Source organism: Pseudomonas sp. L7, from assembly GCF_046605565.1.
Classification (GTDB): Bacteria; Pseudomonadota; Gammaproteobacteria; order Pseudomonadales; family Pseudomonadaceae; genus Aquipseudomonas; species Aquipseudomonas wayambapalatensis.
Map to the genome: position 1 here is coordinate 5,363,311 of NZ_CP176784.1, position 21,525 is coordinate 5,384,835.

The 21,525-nt window shown below is 63.3% G+C and carries 22 protein-coding genes; 2 read left to right on the forward strand and 20 right to left on the reverse strand.

The annotated features are described in order from the left end of the window. Positions 1-38 precede the first annotated feature (38 nt). On the forward strand, positions 39-857 hold the full coding sequence (locus ACK3BK_RS24475) for an alpha/beta fold hydrolase (RefSeq protein WP_288376407.1): 819 nt from the start codon (positions 39-41) through the stop codon (positions 855-857). A 42-nt stretch (positions 858-899) separates the two neighbouring features. Here the strand turns inward: ACK3BK_RS24475 and ACK3BK_RS24480 are convergent, their stop codons facing one another. The 18 genes from ACK3BK_RS24480 to ACK3BK_RS24565 all read right to left on the reverse strand — a co-directional run bounded on the left by ACK3BK_RS24480 (position 900) and on the right by ACK3BK_RS24565 (position 18,929). Continuing rightward, on the reverse strand, positions 900-1,778 hold the full coding sequence (locus ACK3BK_RS24480; protein WP_054891111.1) for a transporter substrate-binding domain-containing protein: 879 nt from the start codon (positions 1,776-1,778) through the stop codon (positions 900-902). Next, complete coding sequence (locus ACK3BK_RS24485; RefSeq protein ID WP_411383481.1) at positions 1,775-2,548, reverse strand: amino acid ABC transporter ATP-binding protein; 774 nt, start codon at positions 2,546-2,548, stop codon at positions 1,775-1,777. The genes ACK3BK_RS24480 and ACK3BK_RS24485 overlap by 4 nt, the downstream gene beginning before the upstream one ends. Beyond that, positions 2,545-3,204 (reverse strand): amino acid ABC transporter permease, encoded by a 660-nt coding sequence (locus tag ACK3BK_RS24490; protein WP_186665506.1) that lies wholly within the window; start codon positions 3,202-3,204, stop codon positions 2,545-2,547. The genes ACK3BK_RS24485 and ACK3BK_RS24490 overlap by 4 nt, the downstream gene beginning before the upstream one ends. Then, positions 3,185-3,850 (reverse strand): amino acid ABC transporter permease, encoded by a 666-nt coding sequence (locus tag ACK3BK_RS24495; RefSeq protein ID WP_065864006.1) that lies wholly within the window; start codon positions 3,848-3,850, stop codon positions 3,185-3,187. Before ACK3BK_RS24495 ends, ACK3BK_RS24490 begins: the two co-directional genes overlap by 20 nt. A gap of 529 nt (positions 3,851-4,379) precedes the next feature. Beyond that, positions 4,380-5,165 (reverse strand): MetQ/NlpA family ABC transporter substrate-binding protein, encoded by a 786-nt coding sequence (locus ACK3BK_RS24500; RefSeq protein WP_186665505.1) that lies wholly within the window; start codon positions 5,163-5,165, stop codon positions 4,380-4,382. A gap of 186 nt (positions 5,166-5,351) precedes the next feature. Further along, positions 5,352-6,299, reverse strand: a complete 948-nt coding sequence (locus ACK3BK_RS24505) for a sigma 54-interacting transcriptional regulator (protein WP_411383482.1) — start codon at positions 6,297-6,299, stop codon at positions 5,352-5,354. A gap of 62 nt (positions 6,300-6,361) precedes the next feature. After that, on the reverse strand, positions 6,362-6,943 hold the full coding sequence (locus tag ACK3BK_RS24510; protein WP_411383483.1) for an alpha/beta hydrolase: 582 nt from the start codon (positions 6,941-6,943) through the stop codon (positions 6,362-6,364). Positions 6,944-7,171: 228 nt separating this feature from the next. Beyond that, positions 7,172-7,573 carry an ExbD/TolR family protein gene (locus tag ACK3BK_RS24515; protein ID WP_054891104.1) on the reverse strand — a complete coding sequence of 134 codons (402 nt, stop codon included), beginning with the start codon at positions 7,571-7,573 and terminating at the stop codon, positions 7,172-7,174. A 1-nt stretch (position 7,574) separates the two neighbouring features. Next, positions 7,575-8,297 (reverse strand): MotA/TolQ/ExbB proton channel family protein, encoded by a 723-nt coding sequence (locus ACK3BK_RS24520; protein WP_186665497.1) that lies wholly within the window; start codon positions 8,295-8,297, stop codon positions 7,575-7,577. 36 nt (positions 8,298-8,333) lie between these two features. Next, positions 8,334-9,134 (reverse strand): energy transducer TonB, encoded by an 801-nt coding sequence (locus ACK3BK_RS24525; RefSeq protein WP_411383484.1) that lies wholly within the window; start codon positions 9,132-9,134, stop codon positions 8,334-8,336. 329 nt (positions 9,135-9,463) lie between these two features. Then, the gene (locus ACK3BK_RS24530; protein ID WP_054891101.1) at positions 9,464-10,453 is read right to left on the reverse strand and encodes a sulfate/molybdate ABC transporter ATP-binding protein; all 990 of its coding nucleotides are present in this window, start codon (positions 10,451-10,453) and stop codon (positions 9,464-9,466) included. A gap of 3 nt (positions 10,454-10,456) precedes the next feature. After that, a complete protein-coding gene (gene cysW, locus ACK3BK_RS24535) occupies positions 10,457-11,329 on the reverse strand; it encodes a sulfate ABC transporter permease subunit CysW (protein WP_112899462.1) in 873 nt (290 codons plus the stop codon). Positions 11,330-11,342: 13 nt separating this feature from the next. After that, positions 11,343-12,161 carry a sulfate ABC transporter permease subunit CysT gene (gene cysT, locus ACK3BK_RS24540; protein ID WP_186665492.1) on the reverse strand — a complete coding sequence of 273 codons (819 nt, stop codon included), beginning with the start codon at positions 12,159-12,161 and terminating at the stop codon, positions 11,343-11,345. A gap of 102 nt (positions 12,162-12,263) precedes the next feature. Continuing rightward, a complete protein-coding gene (locus tag ACK3BK_RS24545) occupies positions 12,264-13,271 on the reverse strand; it encodes a sulfate ABC transporter substrate-binding protein (RefSeq protein WP_186665490.1) in 1,008 nt (335 codons plus the stop codon). A 44-nt stretch (positions 13,272-13,315) separates the two neighbouring features. Further along, positions 13,316-13,498, reverse strand: coding sequence for a sulfur starvation response protein OscA (gene oscA / locus ACK3BK_RS24550; RefSeq protein WP_016489716.1), 183 nt, complete (start codon positions 13,496-13,498; stop codon positions 13,316-13,318). A 231-nt stretch (positions 13,499-13,729) separates the two neighbouring features. Further along, positions 13,730-16,780, reverse strand: a complete 3,051-nt coding sequence (locus tag ACK3BK_RS24555) for an efflux RND transporter permease subunit (RefSeq protein WP_288376388.1) — start codon at positions 16,778-16,780, stop codon at positions 13,730-13,732. Then, positions 16,777-17,844 (reverse strand): efflux RND transporter periplasmic adaptor subunit, encoded by a 1,068-nt coding sequence (locus ACK3BK_RS24560; RefSeq protein WP_411383485.1) that lies wholly within the window; start codon positions 17,842-17,844, stop codon positions 16,777-16,779. The genes ACK3BK_RS24555 and ACK3BK_RS24560 overlap by 4 nt, the downstream gene beginning before the upstream one ends. After that, positions 17,841-18,929 (reverse strand): efflux RND transporter periplasmic adaptor subunit, encoded by a 1,089-nt coding sequence (locus ACK3BK_RS24565; protein WP_186665484.1) that lies wholly within the window; start codon positions 18,927-18,929, stop codon positions 17,841-17,843. The genes ACK3BK_RS24560 and ACK3BK_RS24565 overlap by 4 nt, the downstream gene beginning before the upstream one ends. Positions 18,930-19,191: 262 nt before the next feature. Between ACK3BK_RS24565 and ACK3BK_RS24570 the strand changes: the two genes are divergently transcribed. Continuing rightward, positions 19,192-19,647: an REP-associated tyrosine transposase gene (locus tag ACK3BK_RS24570; RefSeq protein ID WP_288376385.1), complete on the forward strand. Its 456-nt coding sequence runs from the start codon at positions 19,192-19,194 to the stop codon at positions 19,645-19,647. 96 nt (positions 19,648-19,743) lie between these two features. On the opposite strand, the gene ACK3BK_RS24575 is transcribed toward ACK3BK_RS24570, so the two are convergent. Next, positions 19,744-20,637 carry an ABC transporter permease subunit gene (locus tag ACK3BK_RS24575; RefSeq protein ID WP_186665480.1) on the reverse strand — a complete coding sequence of 298 codons (894 nt, stop codon included), beginning with the start codon at positions 20,635-20,637 and terminating at the stop codon, positions 19,744-19,746. Further along, on the reverse strand, positions 20,634-21,515 hold the full coding sequence (locus ACK3BK_RS24580) for an ABC transporter permease subunit (protein ID WP_172964842.1): 882 nt from the start codon (positions 21,513-21,515) through the stop codon (positions 20,634-20,636). The genes ACK3BK_RS24575 and ACK3BK_RS24580 overlap by 4 nt, the downstream gene beginning before the upstream one ends. Positions 21,516-21,525: the final 10 nt, after the last annotated feature.

The window sequence follows — 21,525 nt, forward strand, 5'->3', positions numbered from 1 at the left end:
GGTAACCTGTTCGCCCCTTTCTTCCAAGAGCCTTCCTCATGCAAAAGCACTTCATCGAAATCGACGGCGCCCGCATGAGCTACGTCGACCAGGGCCAGGGCTTCCCGGTGCTGCTGGGCCATAGCTACCTGTGGTCTGCCGCGATGTGGCAACCGCAGATCGATGCGCTGTCGAAACACTTCCGCGTGCTGGTGCCCGAGCTCTGGGGCCATGGCGACTCCGAGGCACCACCAGCCACCACCACCGACATGAGCGCGCTGGCACGCCAGCACCTGGCGTTTCTCGACGCGCTGGGCATCGACAAATGCCATCTGGTCGGCCTGTCGGTCGGTGGCATGTGGGGTGCTGAGCTGGCGATCGAACACCCGGAACGGGTTGACCGCATCGTGCTGATGGACACCTACCTCGGCGCCGAACCTGAAGCCACGCGCCTGAAGTACTTCGGCCTGCTGGATGCCGCCAGCGGCGCAGGGTTCTTCCCTGACCCACTGCTCGACATCGTGGTGCCGATCTTCTTCCATGCCGGCGGCCAGACGGTGCCTGACGTGCGCGAGCAGTTCCGCGCCGACCTCAAGGCCAGCAGCGCCGAGACCATTCGCCAGAGCCTCGACCCGATGGGGCGGGTGATTTTCGGACGCCCTGACCTGCTGGGCCGACTGGGCGAGTTGCCGGCAGAGCGGACCATCGTGGTCTGCGGCGACCAGGATATTCCGCGTCCGCCTGCCGAAAGCAACGAAATGGCACGGATCATCGGCTGCCTGGCGGCGCAGATTCCGTTCGCAGGGCATATCTCCAGCCTGGAGAACCCGAAGGTGGTGAATGAGTTCCTGTTGAACTGGTTGCCGCGTAACCGCTGATATCGCCGGGGCTGCAGTGCAGCCCCGCGATTGGACCCTGACTCACCCCTGCCACTTGCCGCCTTCGACGATCACGCTCTCAGGCTTGGTGTCGTCGCTCAGCTCCTTGCGCACGTACTGGTCATACAGTTTGAGCAGGAACTTCTCCTCGCCCAGCTTGGCCAGCTCGGCATTGACCCAGTCGCGCAGCTCGGTATTGCCCTTCTTCACCGCCGGGGCAATCGGCGCCTCGTCACCCAGCAACTCTGGCAACACGCGGTAACCCGGGTTCTGCTTGGCCCAGCTGAACAGGATCAGGTTGTCCTGGGCATAGGCGTCGCCACGGCCATTGGCCAGGGCCTGCAGCGATTCGCTGTTCTTCTCGAACTTGAGCAGTTTCCAGTCCGGGTGGTTCTTGGTCAGCCAGATATCGGCGGTGGTGCCGGTGGTGACGATGATGGTCTTGTCGGCCAGGTCATCGAGGGCTTTCACCGGGCTGCCGTCGGCCACGATCGCCTGCACCGCCACACGCAGGTTGGGGTTGGTGAAGTCGACCGCTTCCTTGCGCTCCGGGGTGACGGTCATGTTGGCGAGGATCAGGTCGACCTTGTCGCTCTGCAGGAACGGGATGCGGCTGGCCGGTTCGACGGCCACGAACTCGACCTTGTTCTCGTCGCCGAGCAGGTCCTTGGCGAAGCGACGACCGATATCGGTGTCGAAGCCCACATAGCGACCGCTCTCGTCGACGAAGCCGAACGGCGGCTTGTCGGTGAACACGCCGACGATCAACTTATCGCGGGCCTTGATGGTTTCCAGATAGCTGGTGGACGGTGCGGACGTCGCCGCAGCCGACTTGCCCGGCTCCGCGGGTTTGTCGCAACCGGCCAGCAAGGCCAGGCCGAACAGCGGCGCCAGCAGTTTGGTGAAGTGGGCAGTTTTCATGACAGTTCCTTGTGTAGTGTCTTCGGCAGGCTTTCGACGAAGGAGAATTTGTCCAGGAACTGCTGCGCGCGTGCGGTCCGCGGTTGGCTGAAGAAGCTCTCGGGGTCGCTCTGTTCAAGGATCCTGCCGGCCTCCATGAACACGATACGGTCGGCCACCGCCCGGGCGAAGGCCATTTCGTGGGTGACGATGAGCAGGGTCATGCCGTCCCGGGTCAGGCCCTGGATCACCTGCAGCACCTCCTTGACCATCTCGGGATCCAGGGCTGCGGTGACCTCGTCGAACAGCATCACCTGCGGGTTCATGCACAACGAACGAACAATGGCGATGCGCTGCTGCTGGCCGCCTGACAACTGCCGGGGGAAGGCGTCCCGCTTGTCCAGCAACCCCACCCGCGCCAGCAACGCCTCGGCCTGCGCCTGGGCTTCGGCGCGCTCGCGCTTCTGCACCTTGAGTGGGCCGAGCAGCAGGTTGTCGATCACGCTCATGTGGCCGAACAGGTGATAGCTCTGGAACACCATGCCCACCCGCTGGCGTACCTGGCGCCAGTCGGTGCCGGGGCCGAGCAAGTCCTGGCCATCGAGGCGCAGGCTACCGCCATGGGCCTCCTCCAGGCCGTTCAGGCAACGCAGCAGGGTGCTCTTGCCGCAACCGCTGGGGCCGAGGATCACCACCACTTCGCCGGCCTGTACTTGCAGGTCGACCCCCTTGAGCACCTGGTGCTCGCCGAAGAACTTGTTGAAACCCTGGAATTCGATCAATGCGCTCATGAGTGGGCCCAGCGGCGTTCCAGCGCGCGCGAAGCGGCGGAAAGCGGGTAGCAGATGAAGAAGAAGAACAGGAACAGTACGCCGTAGATCAGCACCGACTCGTAGGTACGCTCGATGATCTGCTGGCCGGCCTTGATCACATCGACGACGCCGATCAGCACGGCAAGCGAGCTGGTCTTGACGATGCGCGTGTAGATGTTGATGGTGGGCGGCGTCATGCGCTTGAGGGCCTGCGGCAAAAGCACGTGCCCATACAACTGCAGGCCCGACAGGCCGATCGACAACCCCGCCTCACGCTGGCCGCGCGGCAGCGAAGCCAGGGCCCCGCGCACCACCTCGCCAACCTCGCTGGCACCCCACAGCCCCAGCACCAGCACCGCGCACCAGAAGCTGGGGATACTCAGCGAAAAGAAGATCGGCAACCCGAAGAACACCAGGTACAGCCAGACCAGCACCGGTATCGCCCGAAACAGCTCCAGATAGATCTGCAAGGCGATGTTCACCGCACGCTTGCCCAGCGTGGCCAGCACGCCATAGAGCACACCACCCAGGGTGGCGAAGACGATGCCCAAGGCCGAGATCGCCAGGGTCTGTCCGGCGCCCTTGGCCAGTTGCGGCAAGGACACCAGCAGCAGCTCAATTGCCGAACTGGCCATGTTGCAGCCTCCTTTCGAGGTGGCGCAGCAGCAGCGACAACGGCAGGAACAGCAGCACGCAGAGCAACGTCAGCACCGCGAGCATCTCGTAGGTCTTGTAGTACAGGGCGATGTAGTTCTTGGTGGTGTAGAGGATTTCCGGCACGGCTACCGCCGAGACCACGGTGGTTTCCTTGAGCAGGAAGATGAAGTTGGCGAACAACGCAGGCAGGCTGAGGATGCCGGCCTGGGGCAGGATCACGTGGCGCAGCAGCTGGCCCTCGGACAAGCCGATGGAACGCCCCGACTCAAGCTGCGCGCGCGGCACCGCTTCGACACCCGCTCGCAGCACCTCGGTGAGGTAGGCACCGCCCATGAAGGTCATGGTGATGATCGCCGCAGCGAAGCCGGATACTTTCAAACCCAGGGTCGGCAATGCGAAATAGACGAAGAACAACTGGATCAGCAACGGCGTGTTGCGCGCCAGCTCCACATAGCCTTTGACCAGCCGCCACAGGTAGGGGGTGCGAAACACCAGGACGGCGGCATTGAACACGGCGACCAGCAGCGAGGTGGCGATGGCGATCAGGCCGACCTGCAGGGTGACGCCGACGGCCTTGAGGAATGCCGGGAGTGTGCTAAGCATGAAGGCAGTGTCGAAGGTCATGGATAACGCCTCGACACAAGGTCACGGAGGTACGACATGGGCAGGGTTCCGGGCTCGACGCGAGGATGGCTCGGCGTCGTGAACGATGAAAGGGATGTGCCGGTAAGCACGATGGGTAGACTCTAAAGGCATAAAAAGCTTTCTCTAAATACCCTTATTGCATATTGATATCACCCGACGGGCTAACCGGAAATTTCATACATCCGCGTGGGATCTTTCCCTCGAAATACCTCTCAAAAGGACTTCAGACTGATCGGCCTGCCAGGCCCACAGGGACGACAACGATGAACAGCCCAAGCACACCTGTTTCGAACGAACAACTTCAGTGGTTGCTGGCCCTGCGCAAGGCGCTTGCCGAGCAGCGTTGACGGGGCTCGGGACTGCGGTGCTTTCTTCGCGGGCAAGCCCGCTCCTACAAGAGCCGGTGACGGTCTCGGGATTGGGGCCGCGAAAAGAACACCGCAGCGCCAAAACAAAAACGCCGACACAACAGTGTCGGCGTTTTCATGTGAAGCGCTAACCCGGCAAATCAGAACGCCGGCAGTACCGCGCCCTGGTACTTCTGCTCGATGAAGGCTTTCACTTCAGGGCTGGTCAGGGCCTTGGCCAGCTTCTGGATGGCGTCGCTGTTCTTGTTGTCAGGACGCGCGACCAGGAAGTTCACGTATGGCGAGTCGCTGCCTTCGATCACCAGCGCATCCTTGGCCGGGTTCAGGCCAGCCTCCAGCGCGTAATTGGTGTTGATCATGTCCAGGTCGACCTGGTCCAGCACGCGCGGCAGCATGGCCGACTCGAGCTCGCGGAATTTCAGTTTCTTCGGGTTCTCGGCAATGTCTTTCGGCGTCGCCAGGGCGTTCTTCGGATCCTTCAGGGTGATCAGGCCGGCCTTCTGCAACAGCAGCAGGGCGCGACCACTGTTGCTGCCCTCGTTCGGGATAGCCACGGTGGCGCCTTCCTTGAGCTCCGACAGGCTCTTGACCTTCTTGGAGTAGCCACCGAACGGCTCGACGTGAACGCCGATCACGGTTTCCAGGTGGGTGCCCTTGCCTTCGTTGAAGTTCTTCAGGTAGGGCAGGGTCTGGAAGTAGTTGGCGTCCAGGCGCTTCTGGTCGACCTGCACGTTCGGCTGCACGTAGTCAGTGAAGACCTTGATCTGCAGGTCCACACCTTCCTTGGCCAGGGTCGGCTTGATCAGCTCGAGGATTTCGGCGTGCGGCACCGGTGTGGCGGCTACCACCAGTTTTTCGGCGGCGTGAGCCAGGCCGGACAGCGACAGGGCAGCGGCGAGGGCAGTCGTCAGCAGGGTCTTTTTCATGGTGATCCTTGTTATCAAGCTGGGGCCATCGACGATGGCGAAGTCAGGTGCCACACCGTCTCGACAGTGGGCGTGGAGCGGACGATACCGGGATTTTTTATGCCCTAACAATATCTTTTGATTCGCTCCTTATTCCAAAAACAAAAAGCCATCAGCTGTTTTGCTTATGAGCGACCGACAACCGCTCTAGCTCGCGGATGCATTGAGCTCGGCCAGGCTTTGCTCCAGCAGCTCACGCAAGGCGGCAAGCGTGCCTGGCTCGCGGCTGCGCCCCAGTTGCGCAAGCTGGCTGGCCAGACTGGCCAGGGGCGCACGCTCGGGCAGGTCCAGGTGCTGCGGGAGAATTTCATCACCGTCGGCCACCAGCAAGGCAAAGTGGATGACGTTCTCCAGCTCGCGGGTGTTGCCGGGCCAGGCATGGGCTTCCAGCGCTTGCTGCGCCGCTTCGCTGATCAGCGGCACGCTGCGCTCCAGGCGCACGCTGTAGATGCCGACGAAGTATTCGGCCAGCGGCAGGATGTCTCCCACCCTCTGGCGCAGTGCCGGCAACTCCAGTTCGCCCTCGTGCAGATAGAGGTACAGCCGTTCGTTGAAGCGCCCGGCACGCACCGCCTGGGCCAGGTCGATGCTGGAGGCGGCCACCAGACGCACATCCACGGCCTGCGCCTGCTGGGCGCCGACCCGAGTGACCTCACGGTTCTCCAGGGCCGCCAGCAGCTTGCCCTGGATGGCCAGCGGCAGGTCGGCGATCTCGTCCAGGTACAAGGTGCCGCCATTCGCCGAACCGAACCAGCCTGCGCGACTGCTGGCCGTGCCGCCATGGGTACCGGCGCTGTAGCCAAACAGCTCGGCATCGGCGTAGGTGTGGCTGATGCCCGCGCAGTTGACCGAGACGAACAACCCCGCGCGATCGCTGGCACGGTGGATCTGCCTTGCCAGCAGCTCCTTGCCGGTGCCGGTCTCACCACGGATCAGCACCGGCAGCGGTTGCGGCGCCAGGCGTTCGAGCGCTTCGCGCAGTTGCTGCGAACGTGCATCGACGAATACCAGCGCCTTGGCACGGATGCTCAGCGGGCTCTTGTCCAGCTCGGGAAACGTCAGCAGTGGCTGGCCGAAGGGATTGTTGAAACTCATGGAAAACTCCCGCCCCAGACGCAGGCGACCAGGGATTCAGCGAAATCGGTTGAAAGGCCAGGTCAGGCGCGGCGCAGGGAGCGCTGCTCGATCCGGCCTTGCAGGCGGTACAGATAGGCGAAGCCCTGTTCCCAGCGCTCGTGACCGGACTTGACGTTGATGTGCCCGGCATTGCTCAACAGCCCTGCTTCCGCGCCCCAGGCCTTGGCCAGGTAGAGTGCACGCGGCACGCTGACGGCCGGATCGTTGTCCGAGCTGACCACCTGGGTGGGAAACGGCAGCGCTTGCAGCGGAATTGGCGCGAAATTGCGCAAGGCCGGCGCGCAGGTCGGCCGTTCGACATCCGCGGGCGCCACCAGCAGCGCCCCTCGCACCTGGCGCAGCAGCGCAGGGCTGGCCTGCGCGGCCCAGTGGGCGATGGTGATGCAACCCAGGCTGTGGGCGATGAGGATCACCGGCGAGCGTTCGTCGGCAATCGCCTGCTCGAGCGCCTGTATCCAGTCGCGACGCTGCGGGGTGAGCCAATCGTGCTGCTCGACCCGGGCGCTGTTGGGCAGGCTGCGCTGCCAGTGGCTTTGCCAATGATTGTCTGGCGATCCTTGCCAGCCCGGCACAATCAGGTAACGAATCGACTCATTGCGCATGGGGACGCCTCCTTGGAAGTTTGCGTGCTTGGGAACCCAGTATAGGGAGGCAGTTATATTCGTAAAGGAATAAGAAGCTATTTATTAATAACCATAATTATTGGTTGTCTGGGCTGGCCTTTTCGCGGGCAAGCCCGCTCCTACGGGGTCGGTGCGGGCATAAAAAAAGGGCCATCCCCTGCCAAGAGAAATGGCCCTGAAGCACTTGCCTGAAGAGGGTATTGCCGATCAACGCGCGGTGATCACCGCCAGCTTGCTGATCCCGGCACGTTCGATGGCAGCCATCGCCCGCGCCACTTCGCCGTAGTTGACGCCATCGTCAGCCTGCAGCTGTACACGCACATCCGCATCCTTTTCCCTGGCCGCCTTGAGGTTGGTTTCCAGCAGGTCCGGCTGGATCTCGTCCTTGTTGATGAACAGCTTGCCGCCGCCATCGATGCTCACCACCAGCGGGTCTTTCTGCTCCACTGGGGCCACGGCTTCGGTCTTGGGCAAGTTGATCGGGATGGCGTTGGTCAGCAAGGGCGCGGTGACGATGAACACCACCAGCAGCACCAGCATGACGTCCACCAGCGGCGTGACGTTGATTTCACTGAGGACTTCGTCGCTGTCCTGGGTCGAGAACGCCATGTCAGGAAGCCTCCTTCACCGGCTGGCCGAAACCGGCCTGGGCTTTTTGCAGGGTCGGGTGAACCAGGACGCGGAAGGCACTCTTCTGCGCCAGGCTGTAGAAGTCGTGGGCGAAGTCGTCGAGGTCGGCCGCGGTCAGCTTGAGGCGGCGCAGGAAGTAGTTGTAGACCAGCACCGCCGGCACCGCGACGGCGATACCCACGCCCGTGGCGACCAGTGCCGCACCGATCGGGCCGGCCACGGTTTCCAGGCTGGCGGAGCCGGCAGCGCTGATGCCCTTGAGCGCTTCCATGATGCCCCACACGGTGCCGAACAGACCGATGAACGGCGAGGTGCTGCCAATACTGGCGACAACCGCCAGGCCGGTTTCCAGCGAACGGCGCTCGCGCACGATCTGCTGGCGCAAGGCGCGCTCGAGGCGATCCTGATGGTTGATCGCATGGCTCAGGTCGGCTGCCTGGCCCGGCTCGCCCACGGCGATGGCGGCATAACCGGCCTGGGCGACGCGGGCCGCAGGGCCAGGCTGCTCATGGCTGATCCCGGCTGCCGAGTCGAGGCTAGAAGCGGCCCAGAACTGGGCATGGAAGCGCTTGTCCTGGTTCTTCAGCCGCACGAACTGCACGACCTTGACCAGGGCCAACGCCCAGGTGACCACGGAAAAACCAACCAGCAGCCAGATGACGGCGCTTTCAACGGATTCGAGAGGGGATGCCAACAGGCTCATGATGAAGTCTTCCTATGTTCGGTTCGATGGCGCGAGTTAACGAAGCTTGAAATCGATCGGGACACTGACCCAGCCCACCTGGGCCACGTCTCCCTGCTTGGCCGGCACGAAGCTCCAGCGCTTAACCGCAGCCAGCGCGGCGGCGTCCAGGGCATCGCGGCCGCTGGTCTTCTGGATCTGGATCTGCCCCGGCTTGCCGCTGGGCAGTACCTCGACCCGCAACAGCACGGTGCCTTCCCATCCACGGCGCTGGGCCAGTTGCGGATATTCCGGCGCCGGGTTCTTCAGGTACGCGGCATTGGCCGAAGCGGGCGTGACCGGTGCTGGTGCTGGTGGTGCAGGTGCCGGAGCAGGCGGTGCAGGCGCGGGCGTCGGCACCGGTGGCGGCGCCTCGACCGGCTTGGGCTGCGGCTTGGGTACGGGCTTGGGCACAGGTTTTGGTTTGGGCACAGGTTTCGGCGCAGGCTTGGCGGCCAGCTCATCGACCACCGGTGGTGGTGGCGGTGGTGGCTCGACCACAGGCACAGGCGGTGGCGGCTCGACGACCGGCGGCGCCGGGGCGGCGAACTCGATGGTCATCGGCGGAATCTCGGGCGGGATTACCGGCAGCTCGGGGGTTGGTCGTTGGCTGACCCAGTAGGCCGCAGCGCCATGCAGCACCAGCACCAGCAACCCCAGCGCCAGCTTGTCGCGACGCTTGAGACCACTGACCGGCGTGCGCTGCAGGCGCAGCTGCGCCAGCGGCAGGCGAAGCGTGCGTCCAAGCTCGACCAGGTCGCCCGGGGCCGGGCGCCATGGCTGGTCGTAGGCCCTCGCGGCCGTCTGGACATTACCCATTGAATCGACTCCTGGAAACGTGATGCAGGTCTTCGGACCTTGGCCGGTCCTCGTGACTGAATCATCCGTTTTAGAGGCTTATCTCTGAAAGTAATGTTTAAAATTAAAGCTATATCGTTATCGAATATAAGATTTTCAGGGTTTCCGCAAAGCCGCGTGGCGCAAGGGCTGTAGCGGTGAGGGCGGAAACTAATGCACGGTCGGCATGCAAAATATTCGTGCAAGGTATGGAAAACGGCGGACTAAGGGCCACATCGCCACCCCACCCTTCGTCCAGGCATAAAAAAACCCGGGCTACGAACCCGGGTTTTTCAACATCTGCACAAGCGTCAGATATCGGCGACCTTCTGCCAGACCTTCGGCCGGAAGAACAGGGTCTCGCCGCGCGCAAGCCCAGTCAGGCTGTCGTGGTCCTTGACCACTTCGGCCTCGATCAGCTCGCTCTGCCCCTCGACCTTCAGGGTCACCCGGGTGGTCGCGCCCAGCGGGCGAATGTCGCGGACTTCGGCAGCGTGATGGCCCTCGGTCTCATGGCGCGACAGCGACACCTCGTGAGGGCGGAACAGCACATGGTTGCCCTCGCTCAAGGCCAGGCGGTTAGAGTCGCCGAGGAAGTGGTAGACGAAGTCGTTGGCCGGTTTCTCGTACACCTCGCCCGGCGAGCCGATCTGTTCGATCACGCCCTTGTTCATCACCACGATGCGGTCGGCCACTTCCATCGCCTCTTCCTGATCGTGGGTGACGAACACCGAGGTCAGGTTGATATCCTCGTGCAACCGCGCCAGCCAGCGGCGCAGCTCCTTGCGCACCTTGGCATCGAGGGCGCCGAACGGCTCATCGAGCAGCAGCACCTTCGGCTCCACCGCCAGGGCACGGGCCAGGGCGATACGCTGGCGCTGGCCCCCCGACAACTGCTCGGGATAGCGGTCGGCGAGCCAGTCGAGCTGAACCATGTTCAGCAGCTCATGGACCTTCTCGGCGATCTTGCTCTCGCTCGGGCGTTCGCCCTTGGGCTTCATGCGCAAGCCGAAGGCGACGTTGTCGAACACGCTCATGTGGCGGAACAGCGCATAGTGCTGGAACACGAACCCGACGTTGCGATCACGCACATCGTGGCCCGAGACATCCTCGCCGTGGAACACGATGCTGCCGTCATCCGGCGTCTCGAGGCCGGCGATGATGCGCAGCAGGGTGGTCTTGCCACAGCCGGAGGGGCCGAGCAGCGCGACCAGCTCACCGCTGTGGATATCCAGGTTGATGTTGTTCAGGGCCTGGAAACTGTTGAAGCGCTTGCTGACGTTACGAACTTCGATCGACATGACTTATTCCTCCGCTGCGCTGTGGCGCAGGCGGTTAATACGGTTCTCGCTCCACTGCTTGAGCAGCAGGATGAAGAGCGCCAGGATCAGCAACAGGCTGGCCACGCTGAAGGCCGCGACATGGTTGTACTCGTTGTAGAGGATCTCCACGTGCAGCGGCAAGGTGTTGGTGACGCCGCGGATATGGCCGGAGACCACCGACACCGCACCGAACTCGCCCATGGCCCGCGCGGTACAGAGCACCACGCCGTAGATCAGGCCCCACTTGATGTTCGGCAGGGTGACATGCCAGAACATCTGCCAGCCGTTGGCGCCCAGCAGGCGCGCGGCCTCTTCCTCTTGCGTGCCCTGCTCCTGCATCAGCGGGATCAGCTCACGGGCGACGAAGGGCACGGTGACGAAGATGGTCGCCAGCACGATACCCGGCAGGGCGAAGACGATCTGGATATCGTGGTCCTGCAGCCAGGGGCCGAGCAGGCCCTGGGCGCCGAACATCAGCACGTAGACCAGGCCGGCAATCACCGGCGAGACTGAGAACGGCAGGTCGATCAGGGTGACCAGCACGCTCTTGCCACGGAAGCTGTACTTGCTCACGCACCAGGCAGCGCTGACGCCGAACACCAGGTTCAGCGGCACCGAGATGACCACCGCGAGCAGGGTCAACTTGAGCGCCGAAAGCGCGTCAGGCTCGAAGATCGCCTCGAAGAAGGTGCCGAAGCCATTCTTCAGCGCCTGGGACACCACGATCACCAGCGGCAGCAGCAGGAACAGCGCGAACACCAGCCAGCCAAGGCCGATCAGTACGCGGCGCGACGTGGCGCTGCCACGGCGGGCGGCATTGGCGGCGGAGCTTGCAGTTATGGATGACGAAGACATGACCGGGCCTCCTTCAAGGGGTTTCGATGCGCCGCTGAAGCAAGTTGATCAGCAGCAGCAGGATGAAGGAAACCACCAGCATCAGCACGCCGATGGCGGTGGCGCCGGTGTAGTCGTACTGGTCGAGCTTGACCATGATCAGCAGCGGCAGGATCTCGGTCTTCATCGGCATGTTGCCGGCGATGAAGATCACCGAACCGTACTCGCCAACACCCCGGGCGAATGCCAGGGCGAAGCCGGTCAGCCAGGCCGGCAGCAGTGCTGGCGCCAGCACATGGCGGAACACCTGCAACGGCTTGGCACCCAGGCAGGCGGCAGCCTCCTCGACCTCACGCGGGATGTCCGCCAGCACTGGCTGCACCGTGCGCACCACGAATGGCAGCGTGACGAAAGTCAGGGCCAGGGTGATGCCCAGCGGGGTGTAGGCGATCTTGAAGCCCAGGTCGGTGGCGAACTGGCCGACCCAGCCCGCAGGCGCGTACAGGGCAGTCAGGGCGATACCGGCGACGGCGGTGGGCAGGGCGAACGGCAGGTCGATCATCGCATCGATGATCTTGCGCCCGGGGAAGGTGTAACGCACCAGCACCCAGGCCAGCAGGGTGCCGATCACGCCATTGATGATGGCGGCGAACAGGGCGGTACCGAAACTCAGCTTGAGCGCCGCGATGACCCGCGGTGCACTGATGATGTTCCAGAACTGCTCCCAGGTCAGCTGCGAGGCATGAATGAACATGGCCGCCAGCGGTATCAGCACGATCAGGCTGAGATACACCAAGGTGTAGCCCAGCGTCAGCCCGAAGCCGGGTATGACGGGGGAGATGCGACGTGACATAAATATCCCTGGTTGAACGCACTTGGCCCGGAACAGATTCCGGGCCGGTGCAAACTTCTGAAATCCTGGGGCTGCTTTGCGGCCCCGCTTTTTCCTTGGCCTTTACTGCGCCTGGTAGATCTGGTCGAACACACCGCCGTCGTTGAAGAACTTCGGCTGCGCAGTTTTCCAGCCACCGAAGTCCTTGTCGATAGTCACCAGGTCAAGTTTCGGGAACTGCTTGGCGAATTCGGCGGCGACTTTCTCGTCACGCGGACGGTAGAAGTTTTCTGCAGCGATCTTCTGGCCAGCAGGGCTGTAGAGGTATTTCAGGTATTCGGTGGCGATCTCGGTGTTGCCCTTCTTCTCGGCGTTTTTGTCGACCACCGCCACTGGCGGCTCGGCGAGGATCGACAGCGAAGGCACGACGATCTCGAACTTGTCGCTGCCGCCGTCTTCCTTCAGCGCCAGGAAGGCTTCGTTTTCCCAGGCCAGCAGGACGTCGCCCTGGCCGTTGTTGACGAAGGTGATGGTCGAGCCGCGTGCGCCGGTGTCCAGCACCGGTACGTGCTTGAACAGCTCCTGCACGTACTCTTTGGCCTTGGCTTCGCTGCCACCGGATTTCAGGCCATAGGCCCAGGCGGCGAGGAAGTTCCAGCGCGCGCCGCCGGAGGTTTTCGGGTTGGGGGTGATGACCGAGACGTCTTTCTTGACCAGGTCACCCCAGTCCTTGATGCCTTTCGGGTTGCCCTTGCGCACCAGGAACACGATGGTCGAGGTGTAGGGGGTGCTGGCGTCCGGCAGACGGGTCTGCCAGTTGTCCGGCAGGGTCTTGCCGAGCTTGGCGATCTCGTCGATGTCGCCAGCCAGGGCCAGGGTCACCACGTCGGCGCGCAGGCCGTCGATCACCGCGCGGCCCTGCTTGCCCGAGCCACCGTGGGATTGCTGGATCTTCACCTTGTCGTCCGGGTGCGCCTGCTGCCAGTGCTTGATGAATTCGGCGTTGTACTGCTGGTACAGCTCACGGGTCGGGTCATAGGACACGTTGAGCAGTTCGTAATCCTTGGCGATGGCGGAACCGGCAAAAACGGCACTGGCCAGAGCGGCGAGCGCATAACGGCGGATGGACATAGTGAAGCTCCCGATTGGCATTTTTTCTAGTTGGATGTGTCGGATCAGCCGGACTTGTTGCCGGGCTGCTGCAGGCGGAATTTCTCCTTGCGCTCGATCTGCACGACCTGAGCGTTGTGCACGGTGATCTCCACTGCACCGAAGCGCAGGTCGCGCAGCGCGCTCTGGATTTCACGCAGAATGGTGGCTTCGTCCTGACCGTCGATGCTACGCAGAGATGCACTCATGCTCGTTCTCCATTGAGTAAGGGTGCCGGGCAGAAGAAGGGGAGTGCGCCTGGCTTGAGGGCAATCTTAGTGAGGGCGGGATATTCTTAAAAATACTGTTTAAGAATTTTTATATAACTGAATTGCTGAGCAGGTAAGCGGGTGACTGTGGGAGCGGGCTTGCCCGCGAATGCTGTGGTGCGGCCACTGTTGCATTCGCGGGCAAGCCCGCTCCTACAGGAAGTTGAAGCTTCAGTTATGCGCCTGCGGCTCGCGGATCTTGTACCAGGCCACGTACAGCGCCGGCAGGAACAGCAAGGTCAGCAGCGTTGCGCTGACGATCCCGCCGATCATGGCGTAGGCCATCGGGCCCCAGAACACCTCGCGGGCGATGGGGATCATCCCCAGGCTGGCCGCTGCGGCCGTGAGCAGGATCGGCCGACGCCGATGGTTGGTAGCCTCGACCACCGCGTCCCAAGGTGAGTAGCCCTGGGCCTCGAATTCGTCGATCTGGGTCACCAGGATCACCGAGTTGCGGATGATGATGCCGATCAGCGCAAGAATCCCGAGGATCGCAACAAAGCCCATGGGCGTTCCCGTCGGCACCAGCGCCAGCACCACGCCGATCAGCCCCAGCGGCGCGACGCTGACCACCAGGAACAGCTTCTGCACGCTGTGCAACTGGATCATCAGGAAGGTCGCCATCAGGAACAGCATCAGCGGAATCACCTGAGCGATCGGCCCCTGCGCCTTGCCGCTCTCCTCCACGGTGCCGCCGGTGGCTACTTCGTAACCGGCCGGCAGCGAAGCGGCGAACTCTTCGATCTTCGGCTTGAGCTGGGCCACCAGGTCGGTGGGCTGGATCTCGCCGTTGACCGATGCCTTTATGGTGATCGTCGGCTTGCGGTCACGCCGCCAAACCAATGGCTGTTCGAGCTCGTAGCGCACCGTGGCGAACGACAGCAAGGGGATCGAGGTGCCGCTGGGGCTGACGATCTGCAGGTTCTGCAGGGTATCGGGCGAGCCGCGCTCACTGTCCTTGGCGCGCGCGACCACGTCCACCAGGTAGATCTGGTCGTTGACCTGGGTCACCGGTGCACCGGTGACGATGCTGTTCATCACGTTGGCGACGTCTTCGGACGACAGGCCCAGTTGGCGCGCCTTGTCCTGGGCGATCTCGACCCGCAGGACTTTGCCGGGCTCGTTCCAGTCGTACATCATCTCGCCAATGTTGGGGTTCTGGTCGAGCAAGGTCGCAAGGTCGATGGCGTGCTTGCGCACCTGGTCGATATCCTTGCCGCTGACCCGGTACTGGATCGGACGCCCCACTGGCGGGCCCATCTCCAGCGATTGCACATTGGTGCCGATGCCGACGAAATCATTGCGCAGCCGCTCCTGCAGCTTGGGAATCAACGTGTTGCGCTGCTCCAGCCCCTTGCTGACGATGACCAGTTGCGCGTAGTACGGGTTCTGCAGCTGCTGGTCGAGCGGTAGGTAGAAACGCACCGCGCCCTGGCCGATATAGGTGCTCCAGTGGTCGATGTCCGGATCGTCCTTGAGGGTGGCCTCCAGGCGATCAACCGCACGGCGGGTTTCCTGGATCGACGCGTTCTGCGGCAGGTTCAGTTCCAGCAGGATCTCCGGGCGATCCGAAGACGGGAAGAACTGGTTCTGCACGAACCGCATGCTCAACACCGCCAGGGCGAACAGCACCACGGTGCCAACGATGGTCAGCCAGCGGTTGCGCATGCACCACAGCAAGCCGCTTTCGAAGGCGCGGCCGATGCGGCCGGGTTCCCCATCATGGGGTTTGACCTTGCTGCTGAGGATATGCACGCCCAGCACCGGCGCGAAGAACACCGCCACCACCCACGACACCAGCAGCGCCACCGCGATCACCGCGAACAGGGTGAAGGTGTATTCGCCCGCAGAGCTGGCGTTCAGGCCGATGGGCACGAAGCCGGCAACGGTGACCAAGGTGCCGGTGAGCATCGGGAATGCCGTCGAGGTATAGGCATAGGTCGCCGCGTCGTTCTTGCTCTCGCCCATCTCCAGGCGCGTGACCATCATCTCTACGGTGATCATTGCATCGTCGACCAGCAGGCCCAGGGCGATGATCAATGCACCCAGCGAGATGCGCTGCATGGTGATGCCGCTGTACTCCATGAACACGAAAACCATCGCCAGCACCAGCGGGATCGAACAGGCCACCACCAGGCCTGCGCGTATGCCCAGGCTGATGAAACTGACCACCAGCACGATGATCACCGCCTCGAACAGCGCACTGGTGAAGCCGCCCACGGCGTCCTCGACCACCACGGCCTGGTTCGACACGGTATGCACGCCCACACCCACCGGTAGCTCAACGGTGATGCTGTCCATCTTGTCGCGCAGTGCCTTGCCGAACTCCTGGATGTTGCCACCCTTCTTCATGCCGATCGCCAGGCCGATGGCCGACTGGCCGTTGTAGCGGAACATGGGGGCGGGCGGATCCTGGAAACCGCGCTCGATATCGGCGATGTCGGCCAGGCGGAAGAAGCGGTCGTTGATTCTCAGGTTGACCACCTGCAGGTCCTTCTCCGAGGCGAACTGGCCGGTGGTGCGCACCGAGATGCGCTCTGGCCCGGCTTCGATCACCCCGGCCGGCGTCACCGCATTCTGCGATTGCAGCGCCTGCATCACCTGGCGCTGGTCGATGCCCAGTGCCGCCAGCTTGCGGGTGGAGAAGTTCAGGTACAGCACTTCATCCTGCACGCCGATGGTTTCGACCTTGCCGATATTCGGCACCTCGCGCACTTCGGCGCGCACCTGCTCGACGTAATCGCGCAACTGGCGCAGGTCCAGGCCATCGGTGGTGAAGGCGTAGATCGAGCCGAACACATCACCGAACTCGTCGTTGAAACCCGGCCCTTGCAGGCCCTGGGGGAATTCACCGCGGATGTCCTGGATCTTCTTGCGCACCTGGTACCAGATCTGCGGGATATCCTCGGCCTTGGTGGTGTCGCGCAGGTAGACGAAAACCGTCGACTCGCCGGGCCGGGTGTAGCTCTTGACGTAGTCGAGCGAGTCCAGTTCCTCGAGCTTCTTCTCGATCCGGTCGGTCACCTGGTACAGGGTTTCGTCCTGGGTCGCACCGGGCCAGCGGGTCTGGATCACCATGGTCTTGATGGTGAAGGACGGGTCTTCTTCCCGGCCCAGGTTCATGTAGGAGAACACGCCCATCAGCAAGGCGACGAACATCAGGTACCACACGAAGGACTGGTGCTTCAGGGCCCAGTCCGACAGGTTGAAGCTTCCTTTCATCGTGCGTCCTCGTCGAATTTGACCTGCTGGCCCGGCTTCAGGCTGTTCACACCCGCCGTCACCACCCGTTCGCCCGGCTGCACACCGGCGCCCAGCACGACGCGCCGTTCGCTGCGCTCCACGAGTGTGACCTCACGGGTGGCCACGGTCTTGTGCTGCGGATCGACCACCCAGACCTGGATCTTGCCGTCTCGCTCCAGCAGGGCGGTGGCCGGCAGCTCGGTGCGCGGCGCGATCGCCGAGCTGAGCGTGACGCTGATGGCGGTGCCGAGGTGGAACGCCTGCGGCGTACTGGCCAGGCTTAGCCGCGCACGTCGGGTGCGGGTGGCGGCATCGGCCTGCGGCTCAAGCTCGCGCAGCGTGGCGGTGGTGCTGATGGCCGGCTCCAGTTGCGATGCCACGGTGAACACCAGCGACGGGGTCAACTGCTCGGCGACTGGGATCGGCAGATCAATCACCGCCTCCTTGACGTCCGGGCGCGCCAGCGTGACCACTTCCTGGCCGGCACTGACCGTCTGCCCGGCTTCGGCGCGCCAGGCCGTGACCACGGCGCCATGGTCGGCCTTGAGCGTGCTGTAGCCGAGCTGGTCGCGTGCCTGGCTGAGCGCCGAACGCGCCTGTTCGAGCGAGGCGCCGGTGGTCTTCAGGTCAGTCTGGGCCATGTCCAGCTGGGCCTGGGCGCCGACGCCGCGGTCATACAACTGCTGCTGGCGACGGGCATTGGCCTGGGCGTTGATCCATTGCGCCTGGACTCGCGCCAGGTCGCCTTCGGCGGCGCGCAGCTGGTTCTGTTGGTCGGTGGGATCGAGAGTGGCCAGGGTGTCGCCCGGTTTCACCTGCGCGCCCACGTCCACCCAGCGCCGCGCAATGCGCCCGGACACTCGGAAGCCCAGGGTGCTTTCAAAGCGGGCCTGGATGGTGCCGGCAAAACGACCGAGCTGCGACTGCGTCTGCGGCTCGACCAGGGTCGAGAGCACCGGCCGTACGGGCTCGGGCGCCGGCTCATCACCCTTGCAACCGGGCAGCAGGGCTGCTGCGGCAAGTAACACCAGCAAGGGCTTCATGGCTCACCTCCGGGGCTCTTGGCGTCGACTTTCTGCACCTGCATGCCCGGATGCAGCAACTGGCCGCCACTGACCACAACGGTTTCGCCGCTTTTCACGCCGTCGCTGATGACGATGCGCCCGGTGAGATAACGCGCCACCTGAACCTTGCGCAGTTCGACCTTGTCGCCCTCGCCCACCACCCACACCGCCGGCTCATGCAGCGCCTTGGTCAGCGCCGACCAGGGCAATTCGATGCTTGGGCGTCCCTGTGCGTGAGCCGTGGCGGTTACCGGCGAGCCCAACTGCATGGCAGCCGGCACGTTACGCAACGCTACCTTGACCTGCACCGTACCGCTCTCGGCAGACACCGTCGGAGTGATTTCGCGAACCCGTCCTTCGGCCTGCACCTTGGGGTTATCCACAAGCCGGACGATCACCCCCTCGTCACTGGGTGGCGACACCAGCAGCGACTCATAGACGTTGAAGACGGCATCACGATCGCCGTCGGTGGCCAGGCTGAAGATCGGCATGGTCGCCTGCACCACCTGGCCGACCTCGGCCTGGCGCGCGGTGATCACGCCGTCCGCCTCGGACACCAGGTCGGTGTAGCTCAATTGCTCGCGGGCATTGGCCAGTTGTGCCTGGGCCGCCTTGAGCGCGCTCTGGCTGCTGCGCAGGGCAGCTTCAGCCGAGTCGTATTCACTCTGGCTGGTGTAGCCCTTGGGCAACAGTTTCTGCTGACGCACGAAGGCGGCGCGGGTCTGGGTGACCCTCGCCTGCTCGGCGAACACCTCGGCCTTGGCCGAGTCGACATTGTTCTGCAGGTCTTTCGGGTCCAGGCGCGCCAGCACCTGGTTGGCCTTGACGTGGTCGCCCACGTCGACGCTGCGGGCGATGATCTTGCCGCCCACGCGAAATGAAAGGTCGGTCTGTACGCGCGCCTGCACATCACCGGTAAGGGTGACGTTGGCGGCGAAATCGGTAGGTTCGACCCGTGCCACGCCGACGCGTGGCAGTTCAGGGCTGGACGCCTGTTCCTTGCAGCCTGACAGCACTGCCAACAACCCCAGGCAAACGACCAACAGCGGACGCGTAAACGTCATGCAGGCTCCTTGCTTGCGCGCAAATGATTCGTGGGATGCGACTGTCAGCGTAGTTCAGGGTTCAATAATCGGCACTGGTGGGGTCGGCTTTGGATTGGCGGTGGCCTTTTCGCGGGCAAGCCCGCTCCTACAGAGAGTTGTGGTGCCTGTAGGAGCGGGCTTGCCCGCGAAGAGGCCACCGCAAAATCCGGAAACCATGACTGGCGCCAAGGTCCGAACAGCACCGCTAACCTCCAAAGGTCAATTTCATGGAGGAAATTCGATGCTCCTGGCCCACTCTCCCCGCCTGCGCCGCGGCCGCTGCTCAGAGCCTGGCAGGTGCTACCTGCTGACCACTGTCACCCACGAACGACAACCCCTGTTCCACGACCTGCGCAGCGCCCGGCTGGTGGTGAAACAGCTACGCCTGTCAGATCAGGAAAACGCCAGCCGCACGCTGGCCTGGGTGCTGATGCCGGACCATCTGCACTGGTTGATCGAGTTGAGGGGGGTGACGCTTGGGAGTTTGATGCGCAGGTTCAAGTCGCGCAGCGCCATCACCCTGCGCAAGGCCGGAGTGAGGCATGTACCCGTCTGGCAACCGGGGTATCACGATGCCGCTTTGCGCAAGGAGGAGGAAGTGGTGCAGGCAGCCAGATACATCATCGCCAATCCACTGAGAGCAGGGCTGGTCAGCAGTGTGCGGGAGTATCCGCATTGGGATGCGGTCTGGCTTTGAATCGGTGGTGAAGCCTTCGCGGGCAAGCCCGCTCCTACAGGTTCAGTGCACGTTGCACCATCCTTGTGGGAGCCGGCTTGCCCGCGAAAGGGCCCGTCAGGCCGACGCAGCAGCCGGAGCCGGACGCCGCACCTGCGGCTGCCCGACGTTCGCTGCAGCACCTTCCTCGATGGCCTGCTGGATCGCCCGGCGGCGGCGCTCTTCGGCGCGGCGGCTGAAGTACCAGACCAGGAAGGTCACCAACGACACCGACAGCAGGATCAGGCTGGCCACGGCGTTGATCTCAGGCTTCACGCCCAGGCGCACGGCCGAGAACACTTCCATCGGCAAGGTGGTCGAGCCAGGGCCGGACACGAAGCTGGCCAGCACCAGGTCATCCAGCGACAGGGCGAACGACATCATGCCGCCTGCTGCCAGAGAAGGCGCGATCATCGGGATGGTGATCAGGAAGAACACCTTCCACGGCTTGGCACCCAGGTCCATCGCCGCTTCCTCGATCGACAGGTCCAGCTCGCGCAGGCGAGCCGACACCACCACCGCCACATACGCGGCACAGAAGGTGGTGTGGGCGATCCAGATGGTGACGACGCCACGCTCCTGCGGCCAGCCGATCATCTGCGCCATGGCCACGAACAGCAGCAACAGCGACAGACCGGTGATCACCTCGGGCATCACCAGCGGCGCGGTGACCAGGCCACCGAACAGCGTGCGGCCCTTGAAGCGGGTGACCCGGGTCAGCACGAAGGCCGCCAGGGTGCCCAGCGCGACCGCAGCCACCGCCGTATAGCAGGCGATCTCCAGCGAGCGCATCACCGAACCCATCAGCTGGGTGTTGTCGAGCAGGCCGACGTACCACTTCACCGACCAGCCGCCCCACACCGTCACCAGCTTCGAGGCGTTGAACGAGTAGATCACCAGGATCAGCATCGGCAGGTAGATGAACAGCAAGCCGAGCACCAGCATCAGCTTGGAGAAACTGAAGCGCTTCATGCCCGACCCTCCATCTCTTTGGCCTGGCTGCGGTTGAACAGCAGGATCGGCACGATCAGGATCGCCAGCATCACCACTGCCAGCGCGGATGCCACCGGCCAGTCACGGTTGTTGAAGAATTCCTGCCACAGCACCTTACCGATCATCAGGGTTTCCGGACCGCCGAGCAGTTCAGGGATCACGAACTCGCCCACCACCGGGATGAACACCAGCATGCAACCAGCGATGATGCCGTTCTTCGACAGCGGCACGGTGATCTTCCAGAAGCTGTTGAAGGTGCTCGAGCCCAGGTCGCTCGCGGCTTCCAGCAGGCTCTGGTCATGCTTCACCAGGTTCGCGTACAGCGGCAGGATCATGAATGGCAGGTACGAATAGACCACGCCGATATACACCGCCAGGTTGGTGTTGAGGATCTGCAGCGGCTGGTCGATCAGCCCGGTCCACAGCAGGAAGCTGTTGAGCAGCCCGTTGTTGCTGAGGATGCCCATCCAGGCATAGACGCGGATCAGGATCGCGGTCCAGGTCGGCATCATGATCAGCAGCAACAGGACCGTCTGCATCTCTTTCTCGGCCTTGGAGATGGCGTAGGCCATCGGGTAGCCGATCAGCAGGCACAGCAGGGTGCTGAAGAAGGCGACCTTGAGCGAGCCCAGGTAGGCCGAGATGTACAGGTCATCTTCGGTGAGCAGGCCGTAGTTGGCCAGGTTCAGCACCAGTTGGATCTTGTCCTCGACGTAGGTGTAGATCTCCGTGTAAGGCGGGATCGCCACGTCGGCTTCGGCGAAGCTGATCTTCAGCACGATGAAGAACGGCAGCATGAAGAACAGGAACAGCCAGATGAACGGCACGCCGATCACCAGATGGCGTCCCTCGGGGATGATGCGCTGG